This is a genomic window from Paenibacillus rhizosphaerae (assembly GCF_014192015.1).
GTDB lineage: Bacteria > Bacillota > Bacilli > Paenibacillales > Paenibacillaceae > Paenibacillus_AQ > Paenibacillus_AQ rhizosphaerae.
This window is the reverse complement of the sequence record NZ_JACHXJ010000001.1, coordinates 120,318-147,307: the sequence shown is the minus strand read 5'-3', so window position 1 is coordinate 147,307 and position 26,990 is coordinate 120,318. Positions and strand designations below refer to the sequence as shown.

The following is a 26,990-nucleotide window of genomic DNA, read 5'->3' as shown; positions in this document are numbered from 1 at the left end:
CGACGAACGCTTCAACCTTTCAGGAAGACGACGTTCTGGCGACCCAGCTCGCGGTGCAGCTCGTTAATATCCACGTCGATCAACCGTACACCGCGGTTCGTCGCGATTGAAGCCGCCACCCCGGCCGCTTGACCGAGCGCGTAGCATGTTGCTTGTACGCGCATCGACGACATCGCCACGTGCGTGGCCGAGATGGCCCGCCCGGCAACGAGCAGTCCCTCCACGCCGTGAGGGATCAAGCAGCGATACGGAATATCGTACCCATCGATCTTCCGCTCGTCCGTGCCCGACTTCCCGTCCGGGCTGTGAATGTCGATTTCGTAATTCGTCTGCGCCACGACATCCTCGAACCTTTGGCCAGCCGTCAGATCGTCTTCTGTCAGCGTATAGTGACCGACGATCTGATTCGTCTCACGGACGCCGGTCTGCCCCGGAACATGCGAGATGACATACTGCTCGAAACCGTTCCGCTGCAAGTAGTCGGCAACCGAGAATACCTGCCGCAGCGCTTCCTGCTCAGCTTGGCTGATATCCCTTACCATGGTGCCGTTTCCCTTGACACGCGTCATGTTGACGAGCAGGTTACCGGGCTCGTTCTCCTCCCAGTAAAGGAGCCTTCCTTGCGGCAAGTCCTCGACGTTCTCGTAATGGTAGCATCCTTCCGGCAGCTGACGCTCGACAGGACGGCCTGTGTTTTGCATCATGAACATAAGCGTCATCGGCTGGGTCATCCCGTCGCCTTCCCGACCAGTCGTATACGCCGCGCCGGCCTCGATGGCGACACGCCCGTCTCCCGTACAGTCGATGAAAACGTCGGCTTCGAAGGCAATCAATCCTTCGCGCGAATTGGCGACGACGGCCTTGACCCGGCCCTGCTCCATCACGGCCCCGACGAAGCTGACGTGGAACAACACTTCCACACCTTCCTTCGCGAGCTTCTCATTTAAGAAATGCCGCAGACGAAACGGATTATACTGTGGCCAGATCGAGCCTTTGTGATTAACAGGAACCGACTGCCGCGGCATGAATTCAGAGACGATCTCGCGATAGATGCCGGTCACGTTGCCAATGCCCATGAAGACACTAACATTCGCCAAGGTGCCCATACCGCCCAACTGACCGGATTGCTCCAGGACAATGACCTTTTTCCCACAACGCGCGGCTGCGATAGCCGCGGCCACGCCAGCTGGTCCGCCTCCTACGATGACAATGTCAGCTCGGTCGAAGATTCGAACCTCTCTCTGGAATGAATAACGATTCATCGGTTTCAGCTTCCCTTCCGATTAAGTTATGTGCATTGAATATTCCCATTATATAGGCCCCTGCCTGACGGTCATAGAAGACGATCCGACTCTTTCTGGTGCAATCCCACTTTATTCAGATCCAATCGCTTGTTTTATTCCTTCTTCATTAAGAGGTAAACCTGTTATACCTTAAGCCTTGCCAAGATTATTCCACTCGGTAACCCCATGCCTAATTAGCCCTATTTACTCCGCCAGCAGTTACGTTTAATAATCAAATCTGTCTTTATTTCAAAGGTATGAATCAAACAATGAGGAATAAGATAGGTTAACAATTCGGTTGCGGTTTTTTAGGAGGAGCACATGCTTAAAAAATATTTATTAAAGTATCCACTATGGTTGTCTGATGGTCGGTACAAGGCCACTGGTAATGTCAGTTTTCTGTTTATTTAAAGGGGATTCAGTGAACGATGGGCCATTTTACTGGAATGCTAATTCCAAGGAATTATCGTAAGGGCTGGCCAATTTGCTTTCCATCTACTCACTTTTTTCTCATAAATCTCTTTTGTTATTTGGGTTTTATTTGCTCTTACAATTAAAGAGAATAAATCATTTAACCCGAATGGCGCATAAATTCTCCACTCTCCATTAACATTTTTTCGCATCCCGATAGCTGTAGCAGTTGTCGGCCAAGAGTTTATCGCTTCTTCAAGTGAAGAATAGGAATTTATAGGATACCCGAAATGTTTCTCATACCATAAATGGACACGTGCTTGATTTTTTATATCAATGCTTATAGGAAGATCACCAAACATTCCTTTTATATTATCAATTACCTCACATTCCTTGTCATATGATAGATCAGAATCGAAATAAACAAAATCAATATCATGGATACCGTAATTAACAGGAAATCCACATGAATAGTTCCAAATGCTTTGAGCAATACATCCTGCGCCTATGTAATAATCCGTTAACTTTAGGTCTGGTGCTTTTAAGAAAATATTGTTTATAAGAGGATTCAACGTAATAATCTTCGTAAGGTAATTTATCTGGCTGGAGATGTCTTTATTTCGAGCCAATAAATTAGGGCTTGTCATCTTTATTACCCCTTTTCTTATCAAGTCCTCCATTACAAATTTGATGCAATAAGAGCCTGTTCAATATTTGATATATTCATTTGAGAGAGCCTTCTCTTGTCTACCATTCTGACTGTAGTATTGAATAATGATACTCGTCAACCCATTCTCCTTTTGAAAGATAGTTTTCCAATAGATGTCCTTCTCTCCTCATACCTTGCGAAAAATACTGCTTGATCAGCTTGTCGTTTTCTTCTTCCGTCATCACATATCTCTCATCCACTTGGGTTGCCGAGGAGGGATTGTAAATAAAAAAATGGAAAACTAGGGAATCAGAAAAAGACTTGAATTATAGCAAAGGGCATATCACATGGAAGCCGAGCATGGTTCCATGCTGGAGCAGCTTTTGGGGCTGGATAAAAAGAAAAAGGAGCCCCATCTGCTGCTCCCAACTTTATGCCCGTTCATGCACTTCTTTTGTTTTTGCAGCTATTCCCTTACTGCCGCGCTTACTCTTCGTCACCTACCTTAACGTTCGGATCAAAATCAGCCACGACCAGGACATCCATATGACGGGCATGACGCAAAATGCCGTTCACAACGGAGCCCTTCTGCAACTTCGTCCAGAAGCTCCGCGCGGATTGGCCGATAATCATCTGCGTAGCCGCATATTTATCGGCCATTTCGATCAGCTTGGATGCAAACTGCCTGTGATGGCTGGCGCGCTGCAGCTCAAAATTGCCGCTCAATTTGTTCGTTAGCTCCTTCAGCTTAGCCAGACGCTTCATCACCTGCTCGGGAATGTCACCGTTCTCGTGCACGTACGTGACGAACCAGGCCGCCTTGAGCCGATAGGCGATGCGAAAGCCCCTGCGGATGAGACGCTCCGCATTGGGGCTGGTCGTCACTGCGACGAAGATCACTTCTTTCCGCCGCCAGGGGCCTCTAAGCGCTTCCCGCCTGTCCCATGATTCCAGCCGCTCGTCAACATCGTCAGCGATTTCCCGTAATGCCAGCTCCCTCAACGCAATCAGATTGCCCAGCTTAAAAAAATTACCCAGCGCCTGATCAATTTTGCTGGGGTCGTAGATTTTCCCCTCCTTCATTCGCTCTTGCAGCGCCCCCGGAGCTACGTCGATCAGCTGCACTTCGTCTGCCGCGCGCATCATGCTGTCAGGCACTGTCTCCCGTACGCGGATACCCGTAATCTGCTCGACGGCATCGTTGAGACTCTCCAGATGCTGCACGTTCATCGTCGATATGACGGATATGCCGGCATTTAAAATGTCCTGCACATCCTCGTACCGCTTCTTGTGCTTGCTCCCCGGCACATTGGTATGTGCCAGCTCATCGACCAGCACGACCTCTGGATTCCGCTTCAAAATCGCCTCCACGTCCATTTCCTCCAGCTTGGTCCCCCCGTAGTTCGTCACGAGGCGAGGGATTGTCTCCAGTTCCCCGACCTGGGCAAGCGTTTCCTGCCTGCCGTGCGTTTCCAGCAGCCCGATAACGACGTCGATACCCTTCTTCAGAAGATCGTTCCCTTCACGCAGCATGGTGTACGTTTTGCCGACGCCAGGCGCAGCCCCGATGTAGACCTTACATTTGCCCCGCCGGATTCGCTCGATTTTCTTCTCGAGATCCGTATCGCTCAACCGCCGGTAAGGATCCGACTCGTCGCTCCGGCGGCTGCGTGTCGGCAATATTCGCTCCCCTTCCTCGATCGCCCTGTCGGCTACAAGGAACAGATCGGTATTTTGAATTCGCTTGACCAGCCCGTTAACGACTGAGCCCTTCCATAAATCCTGCCAACGGCTCTGCCTGGAATGGCCCATGACGATCCGCGTAACGTTATGCCGGGCGGCGTAGCCCGCCAGCTTACGAGGCAGTACCCTACGGGACGAGATAGCAATTTCCTCGAAAACGCCATCCACCTTGTCGACGAGTTGCATGATCGACCGCTTGAACGCCGCAGCCTCCTTCGACAGCCGTTTTTTTGAAGGGACAAACGACACGACTCTCAAATCTCCGCTCAGGCGCTTGGCGATCTGCTGGCCGCGGCGGACGTAGATCGACCCGTTCCAATGATACTGCGTCGAGACGAGAATTCGCTCCGCCGCCCCCGAAGGCCCCAGAAGTCCCATCTCCTCGCGATGCTTCTCCAGGGAATCATTGACGCCGTCGGCGACGAGGCGTAGCGCCAGCTCGCGCAGCTTGGCCAGATTGCCGCGCTCGAAGAGGTCCAGATTGCCATGGCGAAAATGGCCGTTCGACAGCCGCTCCAATATTGTTTCCGGGGTCACATCGATCAGCCGCACCTCATCGGCCAGCTCAAGCGTATTCGCCGGCGCCGTTTCCTCCACCTCGATGCCCGTCAGTTTCTGGGCCAGCTCCGTCATGCCCTCCAGCTCGTAGACGTTGACTGTCGTGATGACGCTGATCCCATGACCGAGCAGAAAGCGGATATCCTCGAAGCGCGTTGGAAAACGAGCGCCGTCGCGATTGCGATGGGCAAGCCCGTCGACCAACACGACCTCCGGATTGCGAGCGATTAGGGCGTCCAGATTGAGATCCTTGCGCTCGACGCCGTCCTTGTACCAATGAATACTCGGAACCCGCTCCAGATCGCCGACCTGACGGATCGTCTCGGGGCGCTGCATCGTGGATACGGCGCAAATGACGACGTCGATGCCCCGATCCTTCAGCGTATGTCCCTCCCGCAGCATATGATACGTTTTCCCCGTTCCGCTGACCGAGCCGATATAGATTTTCAGGCGCCCTAAATGCACCTTCATGATAGAATGCAGCAGCTCCTCCGGCGTCTTGCGGCGAAACTCCTTCATCAGTTCCCCTTCTTTCTTGTTAACGCGTGAAATCCCCATCGCCCGAAGGACGGAAGGGGATTTCGCTTTCAACTATTATTTCGTCATCAACGACTTCAAGTCGATGTTCAGCTCAAGCACGTTAACCCGCGGCTCACCGAAGACGCCCAGGTCGCGTCCGGCCGTATGCTTATCGACCAGTTGTTGCAGCGTGTTCGGATCAATGCCGGTCAGCTTGCTGATACGCGGAATTTGTACGGCTGCCGATTCCGGCGTAATATGCGGATCCAGACCGGATCCGGAGTTGGTGACCAGTGCGACCGGCAGATCGGTAATCGACACGTCCGGGTTCGCCTCCTTCCAGGCTTTGATGGATTCCTGGGTCCGCTTCAGCATGTCCGGGTTGGACGGCGCATAGTTGTTCGAACCCGACGCCTCCGCCTTGTATTCGATGCTCGATACGCGGCTTTGAAAATATTTCTGATCGGTGAAGTGCTGCCCGATTAGCTCCGATCCGACGACTTTCCCGGATGAGTCCTTGATCAGGCTGCCGTTCGCATTTCCCGGCATGAACAGCTGAGCAAGCCCCGTGCATAGTAGAGGATAGGCGATGCCGCACAGGATGATAAACAAAACGGCAGCCCGCACGGCGATCCAGGCATAGGAGCCGGTGCCCGCCGTATCTCTTGGCATTTTCGACGATTGATCCATGTGATGTCCTTCTTTCCGTTCGGTTTGGATAATGAACGATCGCAGTCGTTCGGATACACCATAGAGCAAAATAGTCTAATATTTAAGCTGACCAAAGTGTAGGACGGCATTAGACTCTGGAGAAGCAATGCCTGTTCTCCGTTACTCATCTACACCCAGATATGAACGATCAGGTCGATCAGCTTGATGCCGACAAACGGCACAATGACCCCGCCGATCCCATATAATACGATGTTGCGGGCAAGCAGCTTCGACGCGCTCATCGGCTTGTAGGAGACGCCTCTCATCGCCAGTGGGATGAGCAGCGGGATAATGATGGCGTTAAAGATCAGAGCCGACAGAATCGCCGACATCGGCGTGCCCAGCCTCATAATGTTGAGCACTTGCATCTGCGGAATCGCCAGCGTGAACATGGCCGGAATAATTGCAAAGTATTTGGCGATATCGTTGGCGATACTGAAGGTTGTTAACGCGCCGCGTGTCATAAGCAGCTGCTTGCCGATGGAGACGACCTCGATGATCTTCGACGGATCGGAATCGAGATCGACCATATTGGCGGCTTCCTTGGCTGCCGTCGTGCCGCTGTTCATCGCCAGGCCCACGTCCGCTTGCGCCAGCGCGGGCGCATCATTCGTACCGTCGCCGGTCATGGCGACGAGCTTGCCTTCGGCCTGCTCGCGGCGGATGACTGCAATTTTATCCTCAGGTTTGCTCTCCGCGATGAAATCATCCACTCCCGCCTCTCGGGCAATCGTGGCCGCCGTCAGCGGATTATCACCAGTACACATAATGGTTTTAATGCCCATTTGGCGAAGCTGTTCGAACCGCTCACGCATACCGGGCTTGACCGTATCCTTCAAATATATCAACCCGAGAATTCGGTTATCCACGGCGACCGCAAGCGGCGTGCCGCCATCCCGGGCGATTTTGTCGCTGTTTGAGTCTAGATCACCGGGTACCCGGCCGCCCTGCGCAGACACCCATTTCTTGACCGCATCAACCGCGCCCTTGCGCACTTTGCGTCCGTCCTTCAGGTCGACGCCGCTCATTCGCGTATCGGCCTTGAATTCGACAAACTCGCCGCCTTCGGACACCGATTCATCGTAACGGAGCGACTTGGTTTTCATCAGTTCCAGTACGGAACGCCCCTCCGGCGTCTCGTCGCTCACGGAGCTGACAGCCGCCCATTCACCAAGCGTTTCCAGGCTTTCACCGCCCACAGGGACGAATTCGCTGGCCATCCGGTTGCCGAACGTAATCGTACCGGTCTTGTCGAGAATCATCGTGTTGATATCGCCTGCCGCTTCGACCGCTTTACCGGACATCGCCAGCACGTTGAACTGGGTCACCCGGTCCATGCCGGCAATGCCGATGGCGGACAGCAGACCGCCGATCGTCGTCGGAATGAGGCAGACGAGTAGAGCAATCAAGACAGGGATCTGCAGTTCGATGCCAAGATAGCTTGCAATAGGTTCGAGCGTTACGACCACGATGAGGAAAATGATCGTCAAGGTGATGAGCAGCGTATTCAGCGCCAGCTCGTTTGGCGTTTTCTGGCGCTTAGCGCCTTCAACCAAGTTGATCATCCGATCGATGAACGACTCGCCGGGATCGGCAGCAATTCGGACACGAATGCTGTCGCTGACGACTCGTGTGCCCCCGGTGACGGAATTGAAGTCACCGCCAGCCTCCTTGATGACCGGCGCAGATTCACCAGTAATAGCAGATTCGTCAACTGAGGCGATGCCTTCGATCACTTCGCCATCGCCGGGAATCATCTCGCCCTGCGAGACAATGACGACGTCGCCCTTTCGCAGTTCGGCGGACGGCACCGCTTTAATCCCGCCGGCGACTACCTTGTTTGCCGTGATTTCCTTTTTCGTTTTCTTCAGCGTATCGGCTTGTGCCTTTCCTCGGCCTTCAGCCAGAGCCTCGGCGAAGTTGGCGAACAGTACGGTAAACAGCAGAATAAGGAACACCGTTATATTGAAGCCGATTTCGTCTCTTGTATTGAAGTAACCAGGAAAGATCGTCATCAGCAACACGACGAAGGTACCGACCTCTACGACAAACATCACCGGATTTTTTATCATCGTCATCGGGTTTAATTTGACGAAGCTTTCCTTGATCGCGTCTCTCATGATCCCCGTGGTCAGCATCGATTTTTTTCGCCCAGATCTCATATATTTATCACCTCTGGTCCTCTCTTTATGATCCCAGTGTTAGATGCTCGGCAACCGGACCCAGGACGATCGTCGGAAGGAACGTCAACGCGCCAATAATGAGCACGGTTCCGATCAGGATTCCATAAAACAGCACGTTGTCGGTCCGAAATGTGCCGATCGTCTCAGGCACCAGTCGCTTGCGGACGAGCGATCCGGCCACGGCCATCATCGCGATGATCGAGATGTAACGTCCGAGCAGCATGACAAGCCCGGTCGTAATGTTCCAGAACGGCGTATTATCGGCCAGTCCCTCGAAGCCCGAACCGTTATTGGCCGCGGACGACGTATATTCGTACAGCACCTGGCTGACGCCGTGGAAGCCGGGGTTAGTGATTGAGCCTTTGCCGAGATCGGTCAAGAACGCGATGGCCGTTGGCGCTAATATAATGAGTGGATGCATCAGAATCGCTACGGCGATCAGCTTCATCTCTTTCGGCTCGATCTTGCGCCCGAGGAATTCCGGCGTTCTCCCGACCATCAGGCCGCACAGGAACACACCGAGTATCGCATACATCAGCATGTTAACCAGCCCAACGCCTTCCCCACCAAAGACGACGTTCAGCATCATCTGAGCCAGAGGTACCATCCCGCCGAGCGGTGTCAACGTGTCATGCATATTGTCGACCGAGCCGGTTGTTGCCGCCGTTGTCACCGTAGAGAAGAGTGCGGATTGAGCGACCCCTAAGCGAACCTCCTTCCCCTCCATGTTGCCTTGAGACGTGTCGATGCCCATCGCTGTAATCTGAGGGTTGCCGTTCATCTCCGACGTATAGATGACGCAGAGAAACACGATGAACAGTGTCATCATCGCACTGAAGACGACCCAGCCCTGCTTGCTGTTCTTCGCGAAACGTCCGTATACGTAAGGCAGACAAGCGGGTATCAGCCACATCGACAACATTTCGACGATATTTGTCAGTGCACTCGGATTCTCGAACGGATGCGCTGAGTTGACACCGAAAAAGCCGCCGCCGTTGGTTCCCAAATGCTTAATCGATTCCAGTGACGCCACCGGCCCGACGGCGATCTTTTGCATCGCCCCTTCGAGCGTCGTAACTGTTATCGTCGGGTCAAATGTCTGCGGCACCTGCAATGCCACCAGCAACAAAGTCACCAAAATGGCCGCCGGGAACAAGATACGTGTATGTGACTTGACGAAATCCTCGAAGAAATTACCGAGCGTCTGCCCTTTACTCATAAGACCGCGGATAAAGGCAATGACTACCGAAAATCCGGTTGCGGCCGAAGTGAACATCATCATCATAATGACGGCCATCTGAGTGAAATAGGTGAGTCCCGATTCGCCGCTGTAATGCTGCAGATTCGTATTCGTCATGAAGCTTATAATCGTATTGAACGACAGCGTCTGCTCCATGTTACCGATATCGTTCGGGTTCAACGGCAGCACACTTTGAATCCGTAGCAGCAGATAGCCGATTGCCACGAATATAATATTGGTCAGCAGGAAGCTAAGGACATATCTTTTCCACGTCATGCCAGCCCGCTGCTTCAATCCGATTAATGAATAGATGAGACGCTCCAGCCAACCAAAGATGCGGTCGGTCCGGTTCGGTTCATTGGAAAACACATGATAGACGTAAGTTCCCAGCGGCTTGACCAGCAACATCACTACCGCAAGGACAATTACGATTTGCAGAACGCCCATCGAACTTCCTCCTTCAAATCACTTGACGGCTTAAAATTTTTCGGGATTAATCAAGGCAAAGACCAGATACAAAAATACGAGCAAAGCAAAAATAGCTACGATAATCAATGACGATCCCCTCCCGCCGGATCTTCGATTGTCCGGTCGCACCAGGCCATAAAGCCGTAAAATGCTGTGAATGTTAAGGCAAGCAATAGAACCATATACAGATCAAGCACAGTCCATCCTCCTCAAGTATTTTCTGAGAAAACACGCTCATTAAGCATGGTCTTTAGTTTTTTGTGGAGTAAAAGGCGATTTAGTAAGAAGTGGTTAATGCCTCTCGAGTGAATGATATAATCAGCCCTGAGCTTTGCAGGTAAGCTATATAGCCCGTGCTCGATAGTATCCACATTGACCGCATGCTCTATTCCTGATTGTTCCAAGTTCGTTAAAATTGCGGACGAGAGCCCACGAAACCAATGTGCTTTACAAATCGTTCCTCTGCTTTGTTGTTCCGTCGATCATCCTCTCTATGAACTAGGCGAATTCAGAACCGGTAAGCGGCTCCAGTTATGGACCGTATGTTACTCACGTTTAAAAACGGTGTAAAGCGGCCCGAGCCGTATATCCGGCTAAATTACGAATACTTCGATTGGAAAGGCGTACTCTTGGTATCCTATCTTCAATTTCCTTTCAAATACTCGCGTTTATAAGTACTTTTGCACTTTTTTATACTATTTTTACACCTGTTGGCGGTTTATTTTATCTCTTTTTTACGGAAAATAGGCTTGGTATTTTACAAAATCCGATGGCCTTAACCTATAATGTAGGAAGCACGAAAAAAAGGGCGGGAAGTGAGGGGCTGTGCATAGACTGCACTCTTTATGGTTGACATACCGATCTTACGCGGGGATTACACTGCTGGTCGCGCTCATGACGATGGTGCTGCAACCCCTCGAGTTTGCCTTCGATTTGGTCAATATCGCGCTGATTTATTTGTTTCCTGTACTGCTGAGCGCCGTATACTGGGGGCTGGGTCCAGCCTTTTACGCGGCGGTTCTGAGCATACTCGCGTTCGATTTTTTCTTCGTTCCCCCGACGCTTAGCTTTACGGTCAAAGATTTGAGTTATCTGATTTCGTTCGGCGTCTATTTGGCGGTAGCCGCATTGACCGCCAGTTTGGCGGCAAGGCTGAAGCAGCAGCTCGCCTATTCTAGGCAGAGGGAAACGCACACCGCTGCGCTCTATGCACTCAGCCGGCAGATGAGCGCCATTACGGATATTCATTCTCTGTTGGATAATGTTGCCCTTCAAGTCGAGAAAACGATCGGCACGAACATCGCAATCTATATGCCGGATGACCGGAACAAACTAGCACAGACCCACGGCTCAGCCGCCCCCGGGGAGTGGGGACAGGGCAATATGGAGCAGGTCATCGCTTCGCTCGTGTTTGAGCATGGCGAAGAAGCCGGCAACGGTACGAATACGTTAAGGGACTCGCCGGGTTACTACCTTCCGCTTCGGACAGAAGACCGGATATACGGCGTTCTGGCGATCAATCTCAAGGAGCGTAAGGGTGGAATCTCCACTGAACAGCGGCGCCTGCTTGAGGCGCTCGCAGGGCTGACGGCAAGTGCAATCGCTCGCGTGAAGCTGGCGGAGGAAGCCAAGATTGCCCATTTGACAGCCGAATCTGAACGGTTGCGCACCGCCATTCTCGATTCGGTCTCCCATGAGCTGCGCACGCCGCTCGCGGCTATTATCGGCTCGGCGACAAGCCTCATCGAAGGTGACCTGCTATTCTCTGCCGAGGACCGCATGGAGCTTCTGTTGAACATTCGGGATGGTGCCCTCCGCATGAACCGGCTGGTGGCGAACCTTCTTAGCATGGTTCGGGTGGAGAGCGGTATGCTCCGGCTGAAGAAAAATTGGTGTGACGTGGAAGACTTGATCGGCGTCGCGCTGTCGCAGGTCAAGGCTTTTCAGGAGCATCGCAGGATGAAGGTGCGGATTCCAGAGTCCGTCCCGATGGTGCGAGGCGACGAGGTACTGCTGGAGCAACTGTTAGTCAACGTGATCAGCAATGCGATTAAATACAGTCCGGACCGAAGCGAGATCATCATTGCTGTCACCCCCGCGGAAGACAAGCTCGTCATCTCCGTCGCCGACGAAGGGATCGGGCTGGCCGAAGAGGATTACGACCGCATTTTCGAAAAATTTTATCGTTCCGACGTGGCCAGGCAGTTTACCGGTACGGGATTAGGACTGGCGATCTGCAAAGGGATCGCCGAGCTTCACGGGGGTACGATCATCGCAAGTCCCAACGTTCCGAAAGGAAGCGTAATAGCGATCACCCTTCCCGTTGACGAGAGCGCCGTGCCGCAGGATATAGAAAAGGAGAGTGACGGCTATGAGTGAGCAAGGAGCACGCATATTGATTGTCGACGACGAGCCCCAGATCCGCAAGCTTCTGAAGGTGACTCTGCAGGCTCATCGCTTTACGATCCACGAAGCGTCAACGGGAGAGGAGGGAGTGCTGCAGGCTATGATGTCGCAGCCAGACTTGATTGTGCTCGATCTCGGGCTGCCCGACATATCAGGGATGGAAGTGCTCGGCCGGATTAGGGACTGGTCTAGCGCCCCGATTATCGTATTAACTGTCAAGGACAGGGAGGAAGATAAAATCGCAGCGCTGGACGGTGGCGCAGATGATTATGTGACGAAGCCGTTCTTCATGGGTGAACTCGTCGCCCGAATTAACGTGGCCCTGCGGCATGCGGCCAAATCAACAAACGAGCCCGTCCTCCAATTCGACGGGCTCACGATCAATCTGGCACAGCGAATCGTGGAATTGAACGGCGAACGGGTCAGGCTGACACCGACGGAATACGATCTGCTAAAAATACTGGCCTCCAACGCTGGGAAAGTCGTGACGCAGCGGCAGCTCCTTCAGCAGGTGTGGGGCAGCCAGCACAACGAGTCCGACAGCCATTATTTGCGGATATATATCGGACATCTGCGCAAAAAACTGGAGGAAGACTCGACTATGCCGAGATTTATCGTCACGGAGCCGGGGATCGGCTACCGCTTTAAATCCCGGGAATATTGACAGTATTCCGCGCTCCCCTGTTGAATCCATGCCAGAAAAGATGGTGTAACGGAACAAATCTTCCCACCACCAGTCAATGTTTTTTCGCTCCCATTGTCCGTACCACCAGGTTTCAAGCTCTTCACCTGGTTTCTCCCTATACATGCAGGTGAACACTGCAAAATCTAAATCGGCATTTCGCCAGCTTCCTTGAAGCGCTCCGTATGCAGATCCAGATGAACATCCCGGTGCCCATTTTACATGAAAACGAAAGAGTTCATCCGTGTCGGTTCTTGCTAATGGAGTATAACGGATATCCGCCGCAATTCCGCATGCTTCGTTCCTCGATTCCTAATTCTCGAAATTAACAAGCTTTCTTCTGAAGTTTGATCCTTTACCGAAATATTCTAGCGTACCCGACTTCATATATGTATTCTAAAAAACATTTTTAAGATTCTTTACAATAAAATGTTATCTTTCTTGCTGTTGCTGTTGCAAAAAGCATGTAGAGACATTTCTTAATCTAAAAAGTACCCCTTATAAAGAAAGAAGTATCTATCAAAATAGCCCCTCCCCTCTCCTGAAGAAACTGAAGGTTATTACGTAGCTTACTTTGGTTCTCTCAATTTAAGAGAGGGATTCGAAGTCAGATTTCAACCGGTCTGCTTGTTTTGCCAAGTATTCCTTCAGCATTGTTAACGTTCATTCTAATCAACTTATCTGACGGAGCTTGGTTTGAGGTCTCAAAGGCATATCCGCAGAATAATATAAAACGATATATTTCTGTGACAATTGATCATAACTTGACCCATAATAATCTGGTTACATGCAGGAGGAGTGTGCTAAATGCCGAGTATGGTATACATGATGACCAATACGAGCGAAATGAATCTGGTCGTGGCGTTTAACCGGGACATGAATGGATTGCTCACCTTTGTGGCTTCCTATCCGACCTACGGAAAAGGTACCGGTACAAAGGAAGTCTCGACTGCAACAACAATCGATGGAATCGATCCTCTTCATTCGGAAGGCTCTCTAACTTTGTCCCGTGATGGTCGTTTTCTTTTTGCGGTCAATGCAGGTAGTCATAGTATCAGCAGCTTTATGGTAACTGAAAATGGGCGTCTTATCTTCGCGGACGTGAAACCATCAGGAGGAGCCCAGCCCAATAGCATAGGCGTATTTGGTAACCTCCTCTATGTCTCCAATGTGGGGGATCCCGCCAATCAATTTCCTTCGAATATTTCGGGGTTTTACATAGAGGAAGACGGACGTCTTACCCCTGTTCCGGGATCTACTCATTCGCTAAGCACCATTAATGCCCAACCTGCGCAAGTACTGTTTACTCCAGATGGCAGTAAAATGGTTATACCTGAACTTACTACAGATCGCCTCAGTGTATACAATGTTAATAAGAACGGAACAGTTACTGGACCAATGATTAATGAATCTAATGGTAAGATGCCGTTTGGCTCTCACTTCCTTTCATCAGGGCTGCTTTTAGTTACGGAAGTGGGTTCCAATTCGCTTTCTTCCTATACCTTAAGTGAAAAGGGGATCCTTCAAGTCATTAGCGGCTCTGTACCGACCGGGCAAAAGGCCACTTGCTGGGTGACGACAACGAAGAATGAACGTTTTGCTTATGCTACCAATACCTTGAACGGTACAATTACCATCTTTCTAATTAGCAACAGTGGTGCCTTAACGGTAGCCGGGCATGTTACCAGTACACCGGCAGGAATACCAACCGGTTTTCCTATGAACATTGAAGTCAGTCAAGATGGACGATATCTTTATACACTTAACGGGAATCAGGGTACAGTATCGGTATTTCAAATCAATGACGATGGCAGTCTCGCCCCATTACAGGTTGCTGCGTGGACCTATTTTCAGTATTTTGGATCACAAGGCCTAGCTGTGTTAAATTAAAAGTTCGTGTCTAAAACCGTTGTTTGACGGTAGCCCGTCCAAAACTTCAAACGCAACAAGTTAATCATTATAAGCATCTCTAAAATCCATTTATAAAATTTGCCGTTTAGTAAGCAATACCTACACGTGATCTTATGAAATTGCAATCTTTAATCTGATTGTAGGTGAATTCTGCTGTATCCAACACAGATATTTTAATGCCACCCTCTGGTAAAATATCCCGTTCCACACGATATTCCCCTATATTTTCTCTATTCTCCAAGAAGGTTGGACATACGATTGTCCAATTAAGAGTCGAATTTTTTAGCAAATGAAATACTTGATGATGTTCTTCTGCCGCACGGGTTGACTTGCGTCTTGATTCACTTGATTGATATCTTAAAAATGGAGAGGAGATCTCACTTTGAAGAATACCGGCCGTTCCTACGGTTATGATACGTTGTATACCTGCGTTATACATTGCTTCGATGATTAGTGGCATACTAACGGATAGAGTTGTTGTACCATCTGTATTTAGTGCGCTAATAACCACATCATTTCCGTCTATTGCATGTGTAATATCTTCTTTATTTAGAACATTACCTTTTAAAATAGTCAAATTTTTATTAAAATTTTGAATTTTCTCTGGGGTACGGACTAATACTGTCACATGATGTCCGTCATGAAGAGCATGTTTAACTATATGGCTCCCTACTCGTCCAGTTGCACCTAAAACCAATAGATTCATAAAAAGAACCTCCCAAAGCCAATAACTTACATGTATTCTCAGCGTTTCTTATTCGAGATGCGGTCTCATTTTCAGTCTTAAAGAAGAGGTCCCAAGTAACGAACCATAGTAGCTTGGGACCCTTCGAGCTTTATTATCTATACTCAGTTAGTTATCAATGATGAAAGAAAGGTGCATTCTTCATATATTGTGGATTTTCCGTGAAGGCTTGAAAGTTCCGCTTTCTTATCGTGCCATCCCGAAAGCGATTCAATATTGCCTGCATGCGGCCAGGAATCACATCGTAAATCCGCAATTGCATGAGCATCTCGCTCGTAAATTTTAACATATCGATTGCAAATCGTTCTTACCAATGGCCGGCACTTTGACCGCCATCGACATGAAGAACCTCACCTGTGACGAAGTCTGCTGATTCCAGATAAAGAATGGCGTGGACGATTTCTTGAACCTCCCCCATGCGGCCCATTGGGTGTAGTTTACTCAAAAAATCATGGATTTCTACCGGATGCATCGGCGTCTTAATGACTCCAGGCGCAACAGCATTCACGCGGATGCCCTTGTCTGCAAACTCAATCGCCAGCGACTTGGTTGCTGATGTCAGTCCGCCTTTCGTCAGCGCAGCCAGCACGGAAGGTGCGGCTTTTATTGGCTGTTCAGCGACGCCTGCCGTAATGTTAATGATGTGCCCAGCGCCTGTCTTCAGCATTTCTGCCGCCGCATACTGGGTAACATAGAAGAAGCCTGCCACATTAGTAGACAGCACCGTTTCAAATTCCTCGGCTGTGTAGTCTGTAAATGGTTTTCCCAAGTAAATCCCCGCATTGTTCACAAGCGTATCAATACGCTCAAAACGAGTAAGTCCTTCGCTGATCAATCGCTTCGCTACCTCAGGATTCGAAATATCTCCAGCCACATAGGCAACTTGGGTATTCGTGGAATCAATTTCTCTTGCCGCTTCAGCCAGCGCTTGTTCACGGCGACCGTTTATAACGACCTTTGCTCCTTGTTTGACCAATTCAATGGCGAGTGCTTTTCCAATCCCGCTGCTGCCACCTGTAATTATAACAACTTTGCCACGGATACTCATTTCCTGCACGCTCCTTTATAAAATAAAAACCTACGGTGTTGGCCGTGAACTCATCTTAAAAAAAGGACGAGAACCTGTACTAATGAAGGGCTGCTGCGTAGCCTAATCTTTCAGGTTTGATACGGACAACAATCAATAATGGTGAAGTGACTGCTGTCCGGTCATCCCTACGCCCAGACCGATTGAACATTCACGAAGAAAAGGTAGTGAACAAATCTCTTAATTCGCGAAGGATAACTTCCTGATATTCGTTGCTAACTTGATAGAGATCGCCGATCTTCCGATAGGTTTGGTTCAGTTTCTCCTTATAATCGGCTGCCTGTTTATCTGGATTGTTCTTTTTAAACCGATCCATCACGTCCTGAATATAGGCCGGACGAGCTCCCCATCTGCCAAGAACATCTCCGGACCCATTCAAGAAAACCGCGATTGGCTGATTTCGCCCGCCATCCGTGAGAAAGAGATCCATAGTTTCCAAATGCTTTTCCATGAGCAACACTTCAGTAGAAATACCGCTCTGCTCCATCACTCGAAACAATAAGGGGACGTTCCAGATGACGTCCGGGCACCAATCTGTACATAGAATCAAGCAGTGGAGGCTGGAGGGATTGTTTAAAGTGGTGAAAAATACTTTCTGATCTTCTTGCGCCCATGTGAAATTCTCGTAAACGGAAATGAACCGCTCTTTGGTATTCGTGATATTACTGGTCTCCATCGTCCGATTCTGCATGCCATCTATGAATTGTTGAGGTGGAATTCCTTGACCGATTTTGTGTTTTAAGTTCAATCGTGCTCCCATTTCTTCACGCTTCCTCCTCATTATTTTTGGGGTACTGCGGAATGCGGACCTCATAAACCTCCATCGAAGCATCATTTTCAATTAGGTAAAGGTATTCCCCCAATCCTTCCTTCTTCAGATCCTCCTTTGGAATAAAGCAAAGTGCTGCTGAGTTAATCATGGTGAATAGGTGTATCTTCTGACTCTCAGGCCTGCTTGATAGCAGCCTCCAATAGAACTTTCGGTTGCACCCCGACTAGTTGGTTCACGACTTGCCCGTCTTTGAATATTAACAGGGTGGGAATGCTCATGACGTTGTACTTGGCCGCGGATTCCGGATTATCATCCACGTTGATTTTTACGATTTTGGCTTTATCGCCGATCTCGGTAGACAGTTCGTCTAGTATCGGAGCTACGATTTTACAAGGTCCGCACCAAGGTGCCCAGAAATCGACGAGCACAGTGCCCGCTGCGGTCTCATTTTGGAAAATAGCATCGGTTATCGGTTGAACTGACATGGCATATGCCTCCCTAAGGAATTTTTGATTCGTTATGCGAAAATATGAAGCGTCTGCTCGGACAAGAACCGTTCTGCATCCAGCGCAGCCATACAGCCGCTGCCAGCCGACGTAATGGCTTGGCGATAAATGCGATCCTGCACGTCACCGCAGGCGAAAACGCCAGGTATGGCGGTTTGGGATGTGCCCGAAATGACTTGCAGGTAACCTAGCTCATCCGTTGGCAGCTGCCCGCCCAAGAAGCCCGTATTCGGCGTGTGGCCGATCGCCAGGAAAATCCCGTCGGCTTCCAACAGTTCCTCTTCGCCCGTTTCGTTGTTACGCACTTTCAGTCCGCTTACGCCCATCGGACCAGCCGTTACTTCAAGCGGTGTCCGGTTCAAGCTCCAAGCTATCTTCTCATTTCCGCGCGCGTGATCTTGCATGATCTTCGAAGCCTTTAGTTCATTACGGCGATGCACGACGCGAACTTCGGACGCGAAACGGGTCAGGAATTTCGCCTCTTCCATCGCGGTATCTCCACCGCCAATCACGATGATTCTCTTGTTGCGGAAGAAGAAACCGTCGCAGGTCGCACAGGTGCTGACACCTCTGCCAATATTCTCAGCTTCACCAGGGATGCCCAGCTTCTTGGCCGATGCACCTGTCGAAATAATCAGTGAATCAGCCGTCAATTTACTGCCGTCCTCCAAGAACAGTGTGAACGGCCGATTGGACATGTCCACTCCAGTCACCAGACCAGACTGAATCGTAGCACCGAAGCGCAGTGCTTGCTTGCGCATGTTATCCATAAGCTCGGGACCCATAATCCCGTCTGGGAACCCGGGGAAGTTATCGACCTCCGTTGTTGTCGTCAATTGACCACCGGGTTGAATTCCTTCAATGACAAGTGGAGTAACATTCGCTCTTGCCAGATAGATTGCCGCTGTTAGACCTGCCGGACCTGTACCGATAATAATCGCTTTGTAATGCATAGGTAGACCTCCTCCTCGGTTTTCATCCATATCACGTAGCATGTAACTTGCTTACAAATAGATTTGAAACAAAACGTATGAGGGAAATACTCCAATGACCTGTGGTGTTTTTCCAGATAAGGCTAATACATTTCGAGCATCTCCCTTCATACAAATTTCGTTCATTCCTAGTTTTATTTTACTAACCAATTCTTTTATTTATCTGTAAACCAGATTACAATTGGGCACGCGATCAGCCTGCGACTGGCTGGTGAGCTTCCGAATGCATCGGAGCGGCCGAAAGTGATAACGGCCTTCTGCTTCGCGGGTTACATCGGTCTTGATTATAAATCCAAAAAAAGCGGTGTTCTGTAAAGTAGCTTACAGTTCTTTACCATATTTAAAATACGAAATACGGGAAGACCAATGTAAAGTAGATTACAGACGCCGATTCGGCTGGCATGATAATCTGCAAGAACCGGACAGTCTGCTATGGACAATGGTTATCAATTAACCGCATCTATTTTCCTGGCGGGAGAAATTTCCCCCCATTAAAAAGTGGGAATGCAAACGTGAAAGGAGAATTCGGATATAGATACTCGCTCGTTTTGGGAGGAAGAGCGTTTATCGTAGCCGGTTGGTTCGTTTATGATCGTGGAAGGTCATGATGTGACCATTGCAACGAGCGGTCAGACACCGGATAATTCTGGCGATCCCCAGACCCGAATAAAAGCGGACAGGACGAATCGGGAAGCAATAACGAGTTTGCTATGAAGTTCGACAGGGTTATTAAACAGCACAGGAATACAATTATTCTCGAGGGTTCTTTACCAGAGTCGGCTATCTATGAGATGGTTGAGCACTCTTACGTATTTTTACGACGAGTAGCTGGAATATCCGGGCCATTAATCGGGGACACTGTCGAGAGCCCGCGTAATCACGAGTTACTTCGGTTCGCGCTTCGGCCTGAAGCCGTGATGCCGCACTCTGGAAATTTTCACTTCCTTCCTCTCACTTACGAAGATTACCGCTCACATTACAAATTTAGGAGGCAGTAACTTGACGCAATTATTATATATTACCGCTACCCCCAAGTCGCCGGACCGTTCGGTCGGCCTGCAGGTCGGACGGGCGTTTCTTCAAGCCTATCAGGAAGCTCATCCGGACGACAGCGTGCGAGTATTCGATGTCTACCAAGAAACGTTCCAGACAGTCGACGGCGATGTCGTGCGGGCATGGGAGAAATTAAGAAAAGAACGCCTGGACTTTTCCGAACTAAGTCCCGTGGAACAGCAGAAAGTTAATGCCCTTAACGACATTACCGAGATGGCAATGCGCGCCGATAAATACGTGTTCGTCTCCCCCATGTGGAATTGGGGCATTCCCCCTCGGCTCAAGGCATTCATCGACGCCTTCGTCATTGTCGGCAAGACCTTCTATTACGCTGAAAGCGTGCCGGTCGGCCTGCTGCGCGACAAAAAAGCGCTGCACATTCAGTCAAGCGGCGGGATTTACTCCGTAGGGCCGGCAGCGGCCATGGATCACAGCCATCCCTATCTGCGCCAGGTGCTCGGCATCGTCGGGATTCGTGACATCCAAGCGCTGTACGTTGAAGGCCATGATTTTCAGCCGGAGCGCGCGGAAGAGATCATCCGGGCAGCAATGGAACAGGCCGTCAAGCTTGCCGCGGCCTGGTAACGAACCGGACGTGAAAAATCCCCCTCGAGGGGATTTTTTTGTTAACCGCTCCCCATTTTTACGTCTCGCAGTGCCTTTCTTAACACTGTCTTAAGACACTCGCAATCGCCTTGATTCCCTCTAAAATGTTGATTTCTCCCACATTACCAAATCCCATAATAAGTTGATTTTCGTACCTTCCTTTTACAATGGTGTATCTTTCTGCTGGATACACTTTAATATGAAGTTCCTCAAGTTGAGCGACTACTTGGGAGCCGCAGAAGCTTTCGGCCATTTCCGCAACCAAATGCAGGCCTGCCGCATCCCCGGATATTTTCACTCTGTTGCCGAAAATGTTGGACAAACCCGCGATGAGGCATTTTCGTCTTTTGCTGTAAATACGCTTCATACGGGCGATGTGGTGTTCCAGGTGGCGTTCGGTGATAAATCTCGCCAAAGTGATTTGCGGCAAGATCGGACAGTGCATATCTATCAGCTTTTTTAAACGAAGAAGCGGATCTAGCAGCTCATGAGGAACTACCATATAACCAATACGCAATGCAGGAAACAAGTTTTTACTGAAAGTCCCGATATAGACGATACGTTCCGAGTCGAGCTCTCGTAGGGCATGTACCGGCATTCCTGCATACCGGAATTCGCTGTCGTAATCATCTTCGATAATATAACATCCGGTTTGTCGGGCGTAATCTATAAGCTGAATGCGCCGCCCAATGGAAAGAATGCTGCCTAAAGGAAATTGATGTGAAGGAGTGACGAACACGCATTTGGGGCTCCGATGAGTCGGCAGGTCGTCAACGCGCAGACCATGCTCATCTACGGGAACCGGGATAATATCAGCACCTGTCGATTCAAAAATATGTTGAATAAAGGTGGCGTTAGGATCTTCTATGGCTACTGCGTCCCCCGGTTTCAATAATAGCCTGGACAGCATGGCTATGGCTTGAGTCGCTCCGGCGGTTATGATCACCTGCGAAGGCAGACACCGAATCCCTTTGGTATGCAGCAAAACCTGACAAATATTCGTGCGAAGTTGCCAATTGCCTGCAGGGTCATCGTCATAGCCAAAGTCTCCTGAATGAGTATTTGTATATGCGGCAATAGCGGTTTCTTTCCATTTCTTGAAAGGGATGTGTTCCAAAGCCGGAAAACTTGGGCGAAAATCAATGCCTTGGAAGCGAGCCGGGGGTTCCGCAACAGTCCCTTCACCGGAAGAATCGATGTCTTGAAGCTGAGAATAGAATTGTCGTTTGGTTCCGCCAAGATCAACGACATAGCTCCCAGAGCCTTGTCGGCCCTCCAAGTACCCTTCGGCGATTAGCTGTTCAAACACGTCCACGATAAGTGCACGTGATACTCCGAATTCGTTTGCCAAATCCCGCGTCGATGGTAGTTTAACACCGGCTGCATAGACACCTTGAAATATCTGTTCGCGCAGCAAGGAATAGATTTGTTTGGTTTTAGTCTCAACTGTAGCAGGCGTGCGTGGAGGCATAATGCAATTCTCCTTCATTTAAAATAAGTGGTATGCTGATTTTCAAATAAAAGTGGATCTGATTGAATCCAATTTTACATGCTAAAATGAATAATTACCAATACAAAGCTTGGGATAGAAGATGAACTGATGAAACCTCCGAACCTTGTCCTATTCGGACTCGTGAACGAGGGACGTCCGAAGTAGTGAAGCAAACTCAGCCTCAGGGAATACTGTCGAAGGCGGCGACTGGGTTCTGATACCCGCCCTCTTTATGGCATCTATGTATTGAGGTCTACGATTAGTTTAATCGCACCTATACTAGAGGTCATTCGACGATATCTGGGCATGAATGCATTTGCTCCCAGTTTATTAACCTCTATCCTGATTTTTGCATGGGCTTACTTTCGCCCGCTATCCATTCGACTCGTATCTATTCGACTCGGCAATCATACTTTGAACGGGGGATTGCCTGTTCACTGGTTATGATATAGTATGTAGCATTTTTGCGTATGGTTGCGCATTCCGCTCCATGCTACTTCTTACTGCTATTTTGGAACAAAACTTATCCCCATCTGCCAGGATAAGGAAGCAGTCGAATGCCAGTGTGGCGTCTACCAGGTTTACGTTTTCGCCGATTCGGAAATCAATTGCCTGTAAGGTTCAGGAAAGTATATACGCGACTGGATATTCGAATAAAGGGCTGTAACATTTAAATATTTACAAACCAACCAAGGGAGAAGCATGGCAGCTTATCAGGAATCCGTATCCCGTTGGCTAACACCATTTGGAGGCTCGATAATCAATGAACAAGCTCTGGTATTTATCGCAAATCAGCATCTTTGAAGAAATGTCGCAAGAAGAGATACGAGAGATCGATCAGTTAGATACCATCCATCATTTCAATTGGATTACAAAAAACACATTGGTCCAAACCCCCGAGTCTGCGCGTGAGGGACTCTATTTCGTCAAGGAGGGCAAGCTTAGACTCTATAAACTGAACGACAGCGGAAAACAGTTCACGCTTGGCATTCTTACAAGAGGAAATATATTCGGAGAGTTAAATTCATTCTCGTTCGGAACCAGGCAAGTATATATTGAAACGTTGGAATCATCGCTTCTTTGCACCATGTCCGAGCTTCAGTTCGAACGGCTCATGATCAATCGGCCTCAGCTTGCGCTCAAATTTCTTAAAGCACTCAGTGACCGGTTAAAGGAGCGGGAGGATCAATTGGAGCAGCTTGCGCTTCATGGTCTCAGGAAACGCTTGCTCCATCTCCTCTCCACACTGAGCACAAAGTTCGGCATCATTCAAGACGGATATGCCCTGATCGATCTGCCTCTTTCGCATCAAGAGATTGCCAATATGCTCAGTGCTAGCCGTGAAGCGGTTAGTGGCGTGATGAGTGAACTTGCCAAGGAAGGCGTCGTTAAGACATCTCGCCTGTCTGTTCAACTTGCTGTTACAATACTTGAAGAACATATTCCTCAAAATTCTACACATTGATACTGAAGATGCCCTGCCGAAGGTCTTTCCTGGGCATTGAGGATTACCCATCTAATGCAATTTTTAACAATCTTTATAGTGCAAGACAAAATAAAGCGATCGTTTCCGAAAGGAAATGATCGCTTCCTCTTCAGCTTCAGATGAAATCCGAAAACCGCTAATGATAGTTCCCTTGGCTATTGTGAGTTATTCTTATATGAGACGTACAACAGAAACATATGAGTGCGTGAACGAAATCTAAATGGCCTATTTGCGTACCTGACGCGTAAATAAGACACCTAATATGGTGTCTCGAGATATTCGGTAGCCGTATATTGCTATGGAGTGAAAGACTCCTTTCTCACCCAAGCTCCACCCTCATCCGTACTCCGGTAAAACATCGTAGCGTAGCGGAGTGCTCCGCGTGCCGCTTCTTCAACAGATGAATATCTATTTTCCGATGGTTTGTGAGGATCGGTTTTGTCCGCGTCTTTATAGTAATGGCTTAGCTCATAAAAATAATGGCCGTTCTGATTTCTGAGAATATCGATTTCAATTTCTTTACCATCGATAATAACCTTCAGTGTTCGGACAATCTCGTGAACGGCTTGAATATCGGCGTGAAGATTTTTGAGTTCAGACAAATTTAACATCATCAGTATCCTCCCAATAGCTTCCTTTACCAAAGTAATCTTTACATACGCTGTTGAGTGACTGCAGCATATCGATCATTCCTTTTAAATCACAGGTATGGAAGGTATCCTTGATTTCACGATTTTCCTCCGTAATTGAATATACATGGATCTCAGCGCAGCCATCCCATCTAATATTTACATCAAAACGCTTATCTTCTGTTTCGAGTTCTAGCGCTGCAATTCCGCCGTCTTCATCTCTTTTATGTTCGGTCTTTATAATCCACATTCTAATACACCACCTTGCGCTTATATTACCCAAAAGCTGAAAATTTATTGCTATCGTAACAGGATTTGGAATCCATTTTGCAATGAAATAAGGAGAAATACCGTTCTTGTGATATAACTCCTTTGGTTACTGTTTTATTCGGTTTCTATATCAGGTACATCATCAAAGACGTTCGACTTCGGCACTTGGGTCATATTTTCTTTTTGCTGAACCCCATACCCGATATTGTGGTACCAATCCTGAAAAGAGTCGTCCAATTGCTGCTCCCGATTGCGGTCCTCATTAACGTCGGAATCAACTTCCGTCTCCTCCCCAAGAACCCCATAAGTATCCTTATGAACCGAGTATTTCCGATCTTCGGTATCATTAAATGTATCCATGTAGATTTAACCTCCTATAGTTTCATGCCCTTTACTCATTTATTTAATTTGCATGCTCAAGGAAAGATTTATACAATCATATTGATTCTTCGCAAGCAGGCATCGGATTTTTGATTTGGGATCTGCTGGGAGTGATAGATGAATAAACGGACGAACTCCCATCGTTTGATCCATCATCTCCATAGAATTAAACAAAGAGACTGTCATGGTGACAGCCTCAGGGTGAAGTTTATTTAAAAACTTTTATACGTTCTTGTACTGGATTAAATTTCTTGTCACCTGCTGCGGCAGACGGTTTACCGAACGGCATTTGGGCGATCAGTTTCCAACTTTCCGGCAACTCCCATTCTGCTTTTACCCGTTCATCAATCAATGGATTGTAGTGCTGCAAGTTTACACCCAGCCCCTCAGCCTCCAACGCCATCCAGATCACCAACTGGTGCATTCCATTGGTTTGCTGTGACCAAATCGGGAAGTGTTCTTGGTAAGAGGGATATTGTTTCATAAAATTATTGATAATTGACTGATCTTCAAAGAAAAGGACTGTACCATATCCTTTCCGAAATCCGTTCATTTTTTCCTGAGTAGAAGCAAATTGTTCGGCAGGAACGTATGCTTTGAGAACTTCGGACGTAATATCCCATAACTTGTCATGTTGTTCTCCCAAGAGAAGAACAATACGCGTAGTTTGGTTGTTAAACGCCGATGGTGTATGTTTGACGGTTTCTTCGATTATTTCTTGGATACTTTGATCCGAAATGGGCGATTCTTTGCTAATTCCATAAATGGAGCGCCGTTCGCGTAGTGCAGTGAATAAATCTTTCTCCAAGGTTTTCATGATACCTCTCCTTATCATATTTTTCCTTTTATCATCGATTGCATCGGTGACAATTTCTGAAGTGGAAGAGTTGAGCCAGAAAGTATCGATTGAAGTGAATTCGTATATTTTGATAAAGTTGGACAAAAAACAGAAGCCCATGAGGTTGTTCACCCCGAAGGATCCAAAAACAATTACCAAATTGAATGAAACGAAACTGCTCAACGAACCAATTTGGCAATTGATATTCCCCTGTGACCATGAAGCCCCTTTCCTTAGGACTCATTCACGAACACGGATGACCGTTTTTCCCTTGATACGCTCGGTTGCGTTAAAAGCGGCGACGGCATCGTCGAGAGTGGCGATTTGGCCGATGTTCGTCCGCAACCTTCCGTCACGCACTCGCTGGGCGATCTCACTCAGTTGGGCGCGATCGGACACGACAACGAAGTCAACGGCCAGGCCGTTGGCTGGCCGCGCCTCAGGCGGTCCGGCGATGGTCACCAGCATTCCTCCAGCTCGGACCAGACTCGCGGACCGCTTCCCGATGTCACCGCCGAAGACATCGAAAACTAGATCGACACCGCCGACGTCTTCCAGTGAGTCGTTCTCAAGGTCTACGAACTCCTGAACACCGAAGTCGAACGCCATCTGGCGGTGGGCAGCGCGTCCGGTGCCGATGACGTAGGCGCCGGCCTGGCGTGCGAGCTGTACTGCCATCGAGCCGACTGCGCCGGCCGCACCGTGCACAAGGACGCTCTGCCCCGCCCGGAGGTGACCATGTTCGAACAGACCTTGCCAGGCGGTCAGGCCCGTCATTGCGACGCCAGCGCCCACGGTGAAGTCAACATCGCTCGGCAACGGCGCGAGGTTACGTGCCTCAACAACTACATACTCTGCGAGGCTGCCGTCGCGAGTCCAGTCAGTGAGGCCGAATACCCGCTGTCCCACCGACAAGCCGGTTGTGCCATAGCTGAGGGCGGTGACCACTCCGGCCACCTCGTGGCCGGGGATCGACGGCGTCCGGTCCCGCCCGATACGATCGGTCCAGGTCGAGGGCCACGTCAGCTCATCCCAGGTGAATCCCGATGCATGAACCTGAACGACGACATCGCCGTAGCTCGCGCCCGAGAGGCTGGCGAGCCTCGCCGCGTCCGGTTTCGGCCGCTCCACCAGCTTCATCCCGGACATTCCCGCAGCCTCGTCCGTCACCACAATCGCTTTCATTTTCTCTAAGATTTCCATGACACCTCTCCTTACATTTTTCGTTTTTCAATGTTTCAAGTTCCTATGCTTGCGAGACACATTTCATTTTAATCACTACACAAAAAAAGTTATGTAAAGTAAACTACATACTTGAATCGATCCACATGATCTTATAACGTTAAAATAAAAAAATCGCAGTTCTTGA

23 protein-coding genes and 1 pseudogene are annotated in these 26,990 nt (G+C 49.2%); 5 read left to right on the top strand and 19 right to left on the bottom strand.

Translation table 11 applies throughout. The features are described from left to right. Positions 1-11: 11 nt before the first annotated feature. The 8 genes and pseudogenes from FHS19_RS00565 to FHS19_RS35595 all read right to left on the bottom strand — a co-directional run bounded on the left by FHS19_RS00565 (position 12) and on the right by FHS19_RS35595 (position 9,894). A complete protein-coding gene (locus tag FHS19_RS00565; RefSeq protein ID WP_183577170.1) occupies positions 12-1,262 on the bottom strand; it encodes an FAD-dependent oxidoreductase in 1,251 nt (416 codons plus the stop codon). A 470-nt stretch (positions 1,263-1,732) separates the two neighbouring features. Beyond that, entirely contained in the window at positions 1,733-2,341 is a 609-nt protein-coding gene (locus tag FHS19_RS00560) for a nucleotidyltransferase family protein (protein ID WP_183577168.1), read from the bottom strand. A gap of 100 nt (positions 2,342-2,441) precedes the next feature. Continuing rightward, positions 2,442-2,537: pseudogene (locus FHS19_RS34715) on the bottom strand (GNAT family N-acetyltransferase); the annotation flags it as partial. Between the two features lie 292 nt (positions 2,538-2,829). Continuing rightward, positions 2,830-5,163 carry a universal stress protein gene (locus FHS19_RS00555; RefSeq protein WP_183577165.1) on the bottom strand — a complete coding sequence of 778 codons (2,334 nt, stop codon included), beginning with the start codon at positions 5,161-5,163 and terminating at the stop codon, positions 2,830-2,832. Between the two features lie 75 nt (positions 5,164-5,238). Further along, the gene (kdpC, locus tag FHS19_RS00550; protein ID WP_183577162.1) at positions 5,239-5,853 is read right to left on the bottom strand and encodes a potassium-transporting ATPase subunit KdpC; all 615 of its coding nucleotides are present in this window, start codon (positions 5,851-5,853) and stop codon (positions 5,239-5,241) included. A 149-nt stretch (positions 5,854-6,002) separates the two neighbouring features. Then, a complete protein-coding gene (gene kdpB / locus FHS19_RS00545) occupies positions 6,003-8,036 on the bottom strand; it encodes a potassium-transporting ATPase subunit KdpB (protein WP_183577158.1) in 2,034 nt (677 codons plus the stop codon). A 25-nt stretch (positions 8,037-8,061) separates the two neighbouring features. Then, positions 8,062-9,744, bottom strand: a complete 1,683-nt coding sequence (gene kdpA / locus FHS19_RS00540; protein WP_183577154.1) for a potassium-transporting ATPase subunit KdpA — start codon at positions 9,742-9,744, stop codon at positions 8,062-8,064. A 30-nt stretch (positions 9,745-9,774) separates the two neighbouring features. Beyond that, positions 9,775-9,894: a potassium-transporting ATPase subunit F gene (locus tag FHS19_RS35595; protein ID WP_183577151.1), complete on the bottom strand. Its 120-nt coding sequence runs from the start codon at positions 9,892-9,894 to the stop codon at positions 9,775-9,777. A 696-nt stretch (positions 9,895-10,590) separates the two neighbouring features. Here FHS19_RS35595 and FHS19_RS00530 point away from each other — a divergent pair. The 3 genes from FHS19_RS00530 to FHS19_RS00520 all read left to right on the top strand — a co-directional run bounded on the left by FHS19_RS00530 (position 10,591) and on the right by FHS19_RS00520 (position 14,743). Beyond that, complete coding sequence (locus FHS19_RS00530) at positions 10,591-12,144, top strand: DUF4118 domain-containing protein (RefSeq protein ID WP_183577149.1); 1,554 nt, start codon at positions 10,591-10,593, stop codon at positions 12,142-12,144. Next, on the top strand, positions 12,137-12,835 hold the full coding sequence (locus FHS19_RS00525; RefSeq protein ID WP_183577146.1) for a response regulator: 699 nt from the start codon (positions 12,137-12,139) through the stop codon (positions 12,833-12,835). Before FHS19_RS00530 ends, FHS19_RS00525 begins: the two co-directional genes overlap by 8 nt. Before the next feature lie 825 nt (positions 12,836-13,660). Beyond that, positions 13,661-14,743 carry a lactonase family protein gene (locus tag FHS19_RS00520; RefSeq protein WP_183577144.1) on the top strand — a complete coding sequence of 361 codons (1,083 nt, stop codon included), beginning with the start codon at positions 13,661-13,663 and terminating at the stop codon, positions 14,741-14,743. Between the two features lie 106 nt (positions 14,744-14,849). Here the strand turns inward: FHS19_RS00520 and FHS19_RS00515 are convergent, their stop codons facing one another. From FHS19_RS00515 to trxB, 5 genes are all read right to left on the bottom strand, one after another. Next, the gene (locus tag FHS19_RS00515; RefSeq protein WP_183577141.1) at positions 14,850-15,470 is read right to left on the bottom strand and encodes an NAD(P)-dependent oxidoreductase; all 621 of its coding nucleotides are present in this window, start codon (positions 15,468-15,470) and stop codon (positions 14,850-14,852) included. Between the two features lie 346 nt (positions 15,471-15,816). After that, positions 15,817-16,557: an SDR family NAD(P)-dependent oxidoreductase gene (locus tag FHS19_RS00510; RefSeq protein WP_183577138.1), complete on the bottom strand. Its 741-nt coding sequence runs from the start codon at positions 16,555-16,557 to the stop codon at positions 15,817-15,819. A 190-nt stretch (positions 16,558-16,747) separates the two neighbouring features. Then, positions 16,748-17,356 carry a thioredoxin family protein gene (locus FHS19_RS00505; protein WP_183577135.1) on the bottom strand — a complete coding sequence of 203 codons (609 nt, stop codon included), beginning with the start codon at positions 17,354-17,356 and terminating at the stop codon, positions 16,748-16,750. 185 nt (positions 17,357-17,541) lie between these two features. Further along, the gene (gene trxA / locus FHS19_RS00500; protein WP_183577132.1) at positions 17,542-17,853 is read right to left on the bottom strand and encodes a thioredoxin; all 312 of its coding nucleotides are present in this window, start codon (positions 17,851-17,853) and stop codon (positions 17,542-17,544) included. A gap of 32 nt (positions 17,854-17,885) precedes the next feature. Then, the gene (trxB, locus tag FHS19_RS00495; RefSeq protein WP_105446304.1) at positions 17,886-18,827 is read right to left on the bottom strand and encodes a thioredoxin-disulfide reductase; all 942 of its coding nucleotides are present in this window, start codon (positions 18,825-18,827) and stop codon (positions 17,886-17,888) included. Positions 18,828-19,865: 1,038 nt separating this feature from the next. Between trxB and FHS19_RS00490 the strand changes: the two genes are divergently transcribed. Beyond that, the gene (locus tag FHS19_RS00490; protein WP_183577129.1) at positions 19,866-20,504 is read left to right on the top strand and encodes an FMN-dependent NADH-azoreductase; all 639 of its coding nucleotides are present in this window, start codon (positions 19,866-19,868) and stop codon (positions 20,502-20,504) included. Positions 20,505-20,583: 79 nt separating this feature from the next. Here the strand turns inward: FHS19_RS00490 and pdxR are convergent, their stop codons facing one another. Next, positions 20,584-21,996, bottom strand: coding sequence for a MocR-like pyridoxine biosynthesis transcription factor PdxR (pdxR, locus tag FHS19_RS00485; protein WP_183577126.1), 1,413 nt, complete (start codon positions 21,994-21,996; stop codon positions 20,584-20,586). Between the two features lie 784 nt (positions 21,997-22,780). Here pdxR and FHS19_RS00480 point away from each other — a divergent pair. Beyond that, entirely contained in the window at positions 22,781-23,482 is a 702-nt protein-coding gene (locus tag FHS19_RS00480; RefSeq protein WP_183577123.1) for a Crp/Fnr family transcriptional regulator, read from the top strand. A 317-nt stretch (positions 23,483-23,799) separates the two neighbouring features. Here FHS19_RS00480 and FHS19_RS00475 read toward each other — a convergent pair whose 3' ends face one another. From FHS19_RS00475 to FHS19_RS00455, 5 genes are all read right to left on the bottom strand, one after another. Beyond that, positions 23,800-24,117 (bottom strand): hypothetical protein, encoded by a 318-nt coding sequence (locus tag FHS19_RS00475; RefSeq protein ID WP_246426385.1) that lies wholly within the window; start codon positions 24,115-24,117, stop codon positions 23,800-23,802. Continuing rightward, a complete protein-coding gene (locus tag FHS19_RS00470) occupies positions 24,098-24,382 on the bottom strand; it encodes a hypothetical protein (RefSeq protein ID WP_183577120.1) in 285 nt (94 codons plus the stop codon). Before FHS19_RS00470 ends, FHS19_RS00475 begins: the two co-directional genes overlap by 20 nt. Positions 24,383-24,516: 134 nt before the next feature. Then, positions 24,517-24,762, bottom strand: coding sequence for a hypothetical protein (locus FHS19_RS00465; protein ID WP_183577117.1), 246 nt, complete (start codon positions 24,760-24,762; stop codon positions 24,517-24,519). A gap of 229 nt (positions 24,763-24,991) precedes the next feature. After that, positions 24,992-25,591: a nitroreductase family protein gene (locus tag FHS19_RS00460; RefSeq protein WP_183581290.1), complete on the bottom strand. Its 600-nt coding sequence runs from the start codon at positions 25,589-25,591 to the stop codon at positions 24,992-24,994. A 270-nt stretch (positions 25,592-25,861) separates the two neighbouring features. After that, the gene (locus FHS19_RS00455; RefSeq protein WP_204797512.1) at positions 25,862-26,824 is read right to left on the bottom strand and encodes an NADP-dependent oxidoreductase; all 963 of its coding nucleotides are present in this window, start codon (positions 26,822-26,824) and stop codon (positions 25,862-25,864) included. Between the last annotated feature and the right edge of the window lie 166 nt (positions 26,825-26,990).

Bases quoted from the DNA above. Each gene is read 5' to 3' on its own strand.
- FHS19_RS00555 (WP_183577165.1), bottom strand. From the start codon at position 5,163: ATGAAGGAGTTTCGCCGCAAGACGCCGGAGGAGCTGCTGCATTCTATC.
- trxA (WP_183577132.1), bottom strand. From the start codon at position 17,853: ATGTCAGTTCAACCGATAACCGATGCTATTTTCCAAAATGAGACCGCA.
- FHS19_RS00475 (WP_246426385.1), bottom strand. From the start codon at position 24,117: ATGATGTTAAATTTGTCTGAACTCAAAAATCTTCACGCCGATATTCAA.
- FHS19_RS00520 (WP_183577144.1), top strand. From the start codon at position 13,661: ATGCCGAGTATGGTATACATGATGACCAATACGAGCGAAATGAATCTG.
- FHS19_RS00480 (WP_183577123.1), top strand. From the start codon at position 22,781: ATGAACAAGCTCTGGTATTTATCGCAAATCAGCATCTTTGAAGAAATG.
- FHS19_RS00465 (WP_183577117.1), bottom strand. From the start codon at position 24,762: ATGGATACATTTAATGATACCGAAGATCGGAAATACTCGGTTCATAAG.
- FHS19_RS00505 (WP_183577135.1), bottom strand. From the start codon at position 17,356: ATGGGAGCACGATTGAACTTAAAACACAAAATCGGTCAAGGAATTCCA.
- FHS19_RS00560 (WP_183577168.1), bottom strand. From the start codon at position 2,341: ATGACAAGCCCTAATTTATTGGCTCGAAATAAAGACATCTCCAGCCAG.
- FHS19_RS00525 (WP_183577146.1), top strand. From the start codon at position 12,137: ATGAGTGAGCAAGGAGCACGCATATTGATTGTCGACGACGAGCCCCAG.
- kdpA (WP_183577154.1), bottom strand. From the start codon at position 9,744: ATGGGCGTTCTGCAAATCGTAATTGTCCTTGCGGTAGTGATGTTGCTG.
- trxB (WP_105446304.1), bottom strand. From the start codon at position 18,827: ATGCATTACAAAGCGATTATTATCGGTACAGGTCCGGCAGGTCTAACA.
- FHS19_RS00515 (WP_183577141.1), bottom strand. From the start codon at position 15,470: ATGAATCTATTGGTTTTAGGTGCAACTGGACGAGTAGGGAGCCATATA.
- FHS19_RS00470 (WP_183577120.1), bottom strand. From the start codon at position 24,382: ATGTGGATTATAAAGACCGAACATAAAAGAGATGAAGACGGCGGAATT.
- kdpB (WP_183577158.1), bottom strand. From the start codon at position 8,036: ATGAGATCTGGGCGAAAAAAATCGATGCTGACCACGGGGATCATGAGA.
- FHS19_RS00565 (WP_183577170.1), bottom strand. From the start codon at position 1,262: ATGAATCGTTATTCATTCCAGAGAGAGGTTCGAATCTTCGACCGAGCT.
- pdxR (WP_183577126.1), bottom strand. From the start codon at position 21,996: ATGCCTCCACGCACGCCTGCTACAGTTGAGACTAAAACCAAACAAATC.
- FHS19_RS00510 (WP_183577138.1), bottom strand. From the start codon at position 16,557: ATGAGTATCCGTGGCAAAGTTGTTATAATTACAGGTGGCAGCAGCGGG.
- FHS19_RS00455 (WP_204797512.1), bottom strand. From the start codon at position 26,824: ATGGAAATCTTAGAGAAAATGAAAGCGATTGTGGTGACGGACGAGGCT.
- kdpC (WP_183577162.1), bottom strand. From the start codon at position 5,853: ATGGATCAATCGTCGAAAATGCCAAGAGATACGGCGGGCACCGGCTCC.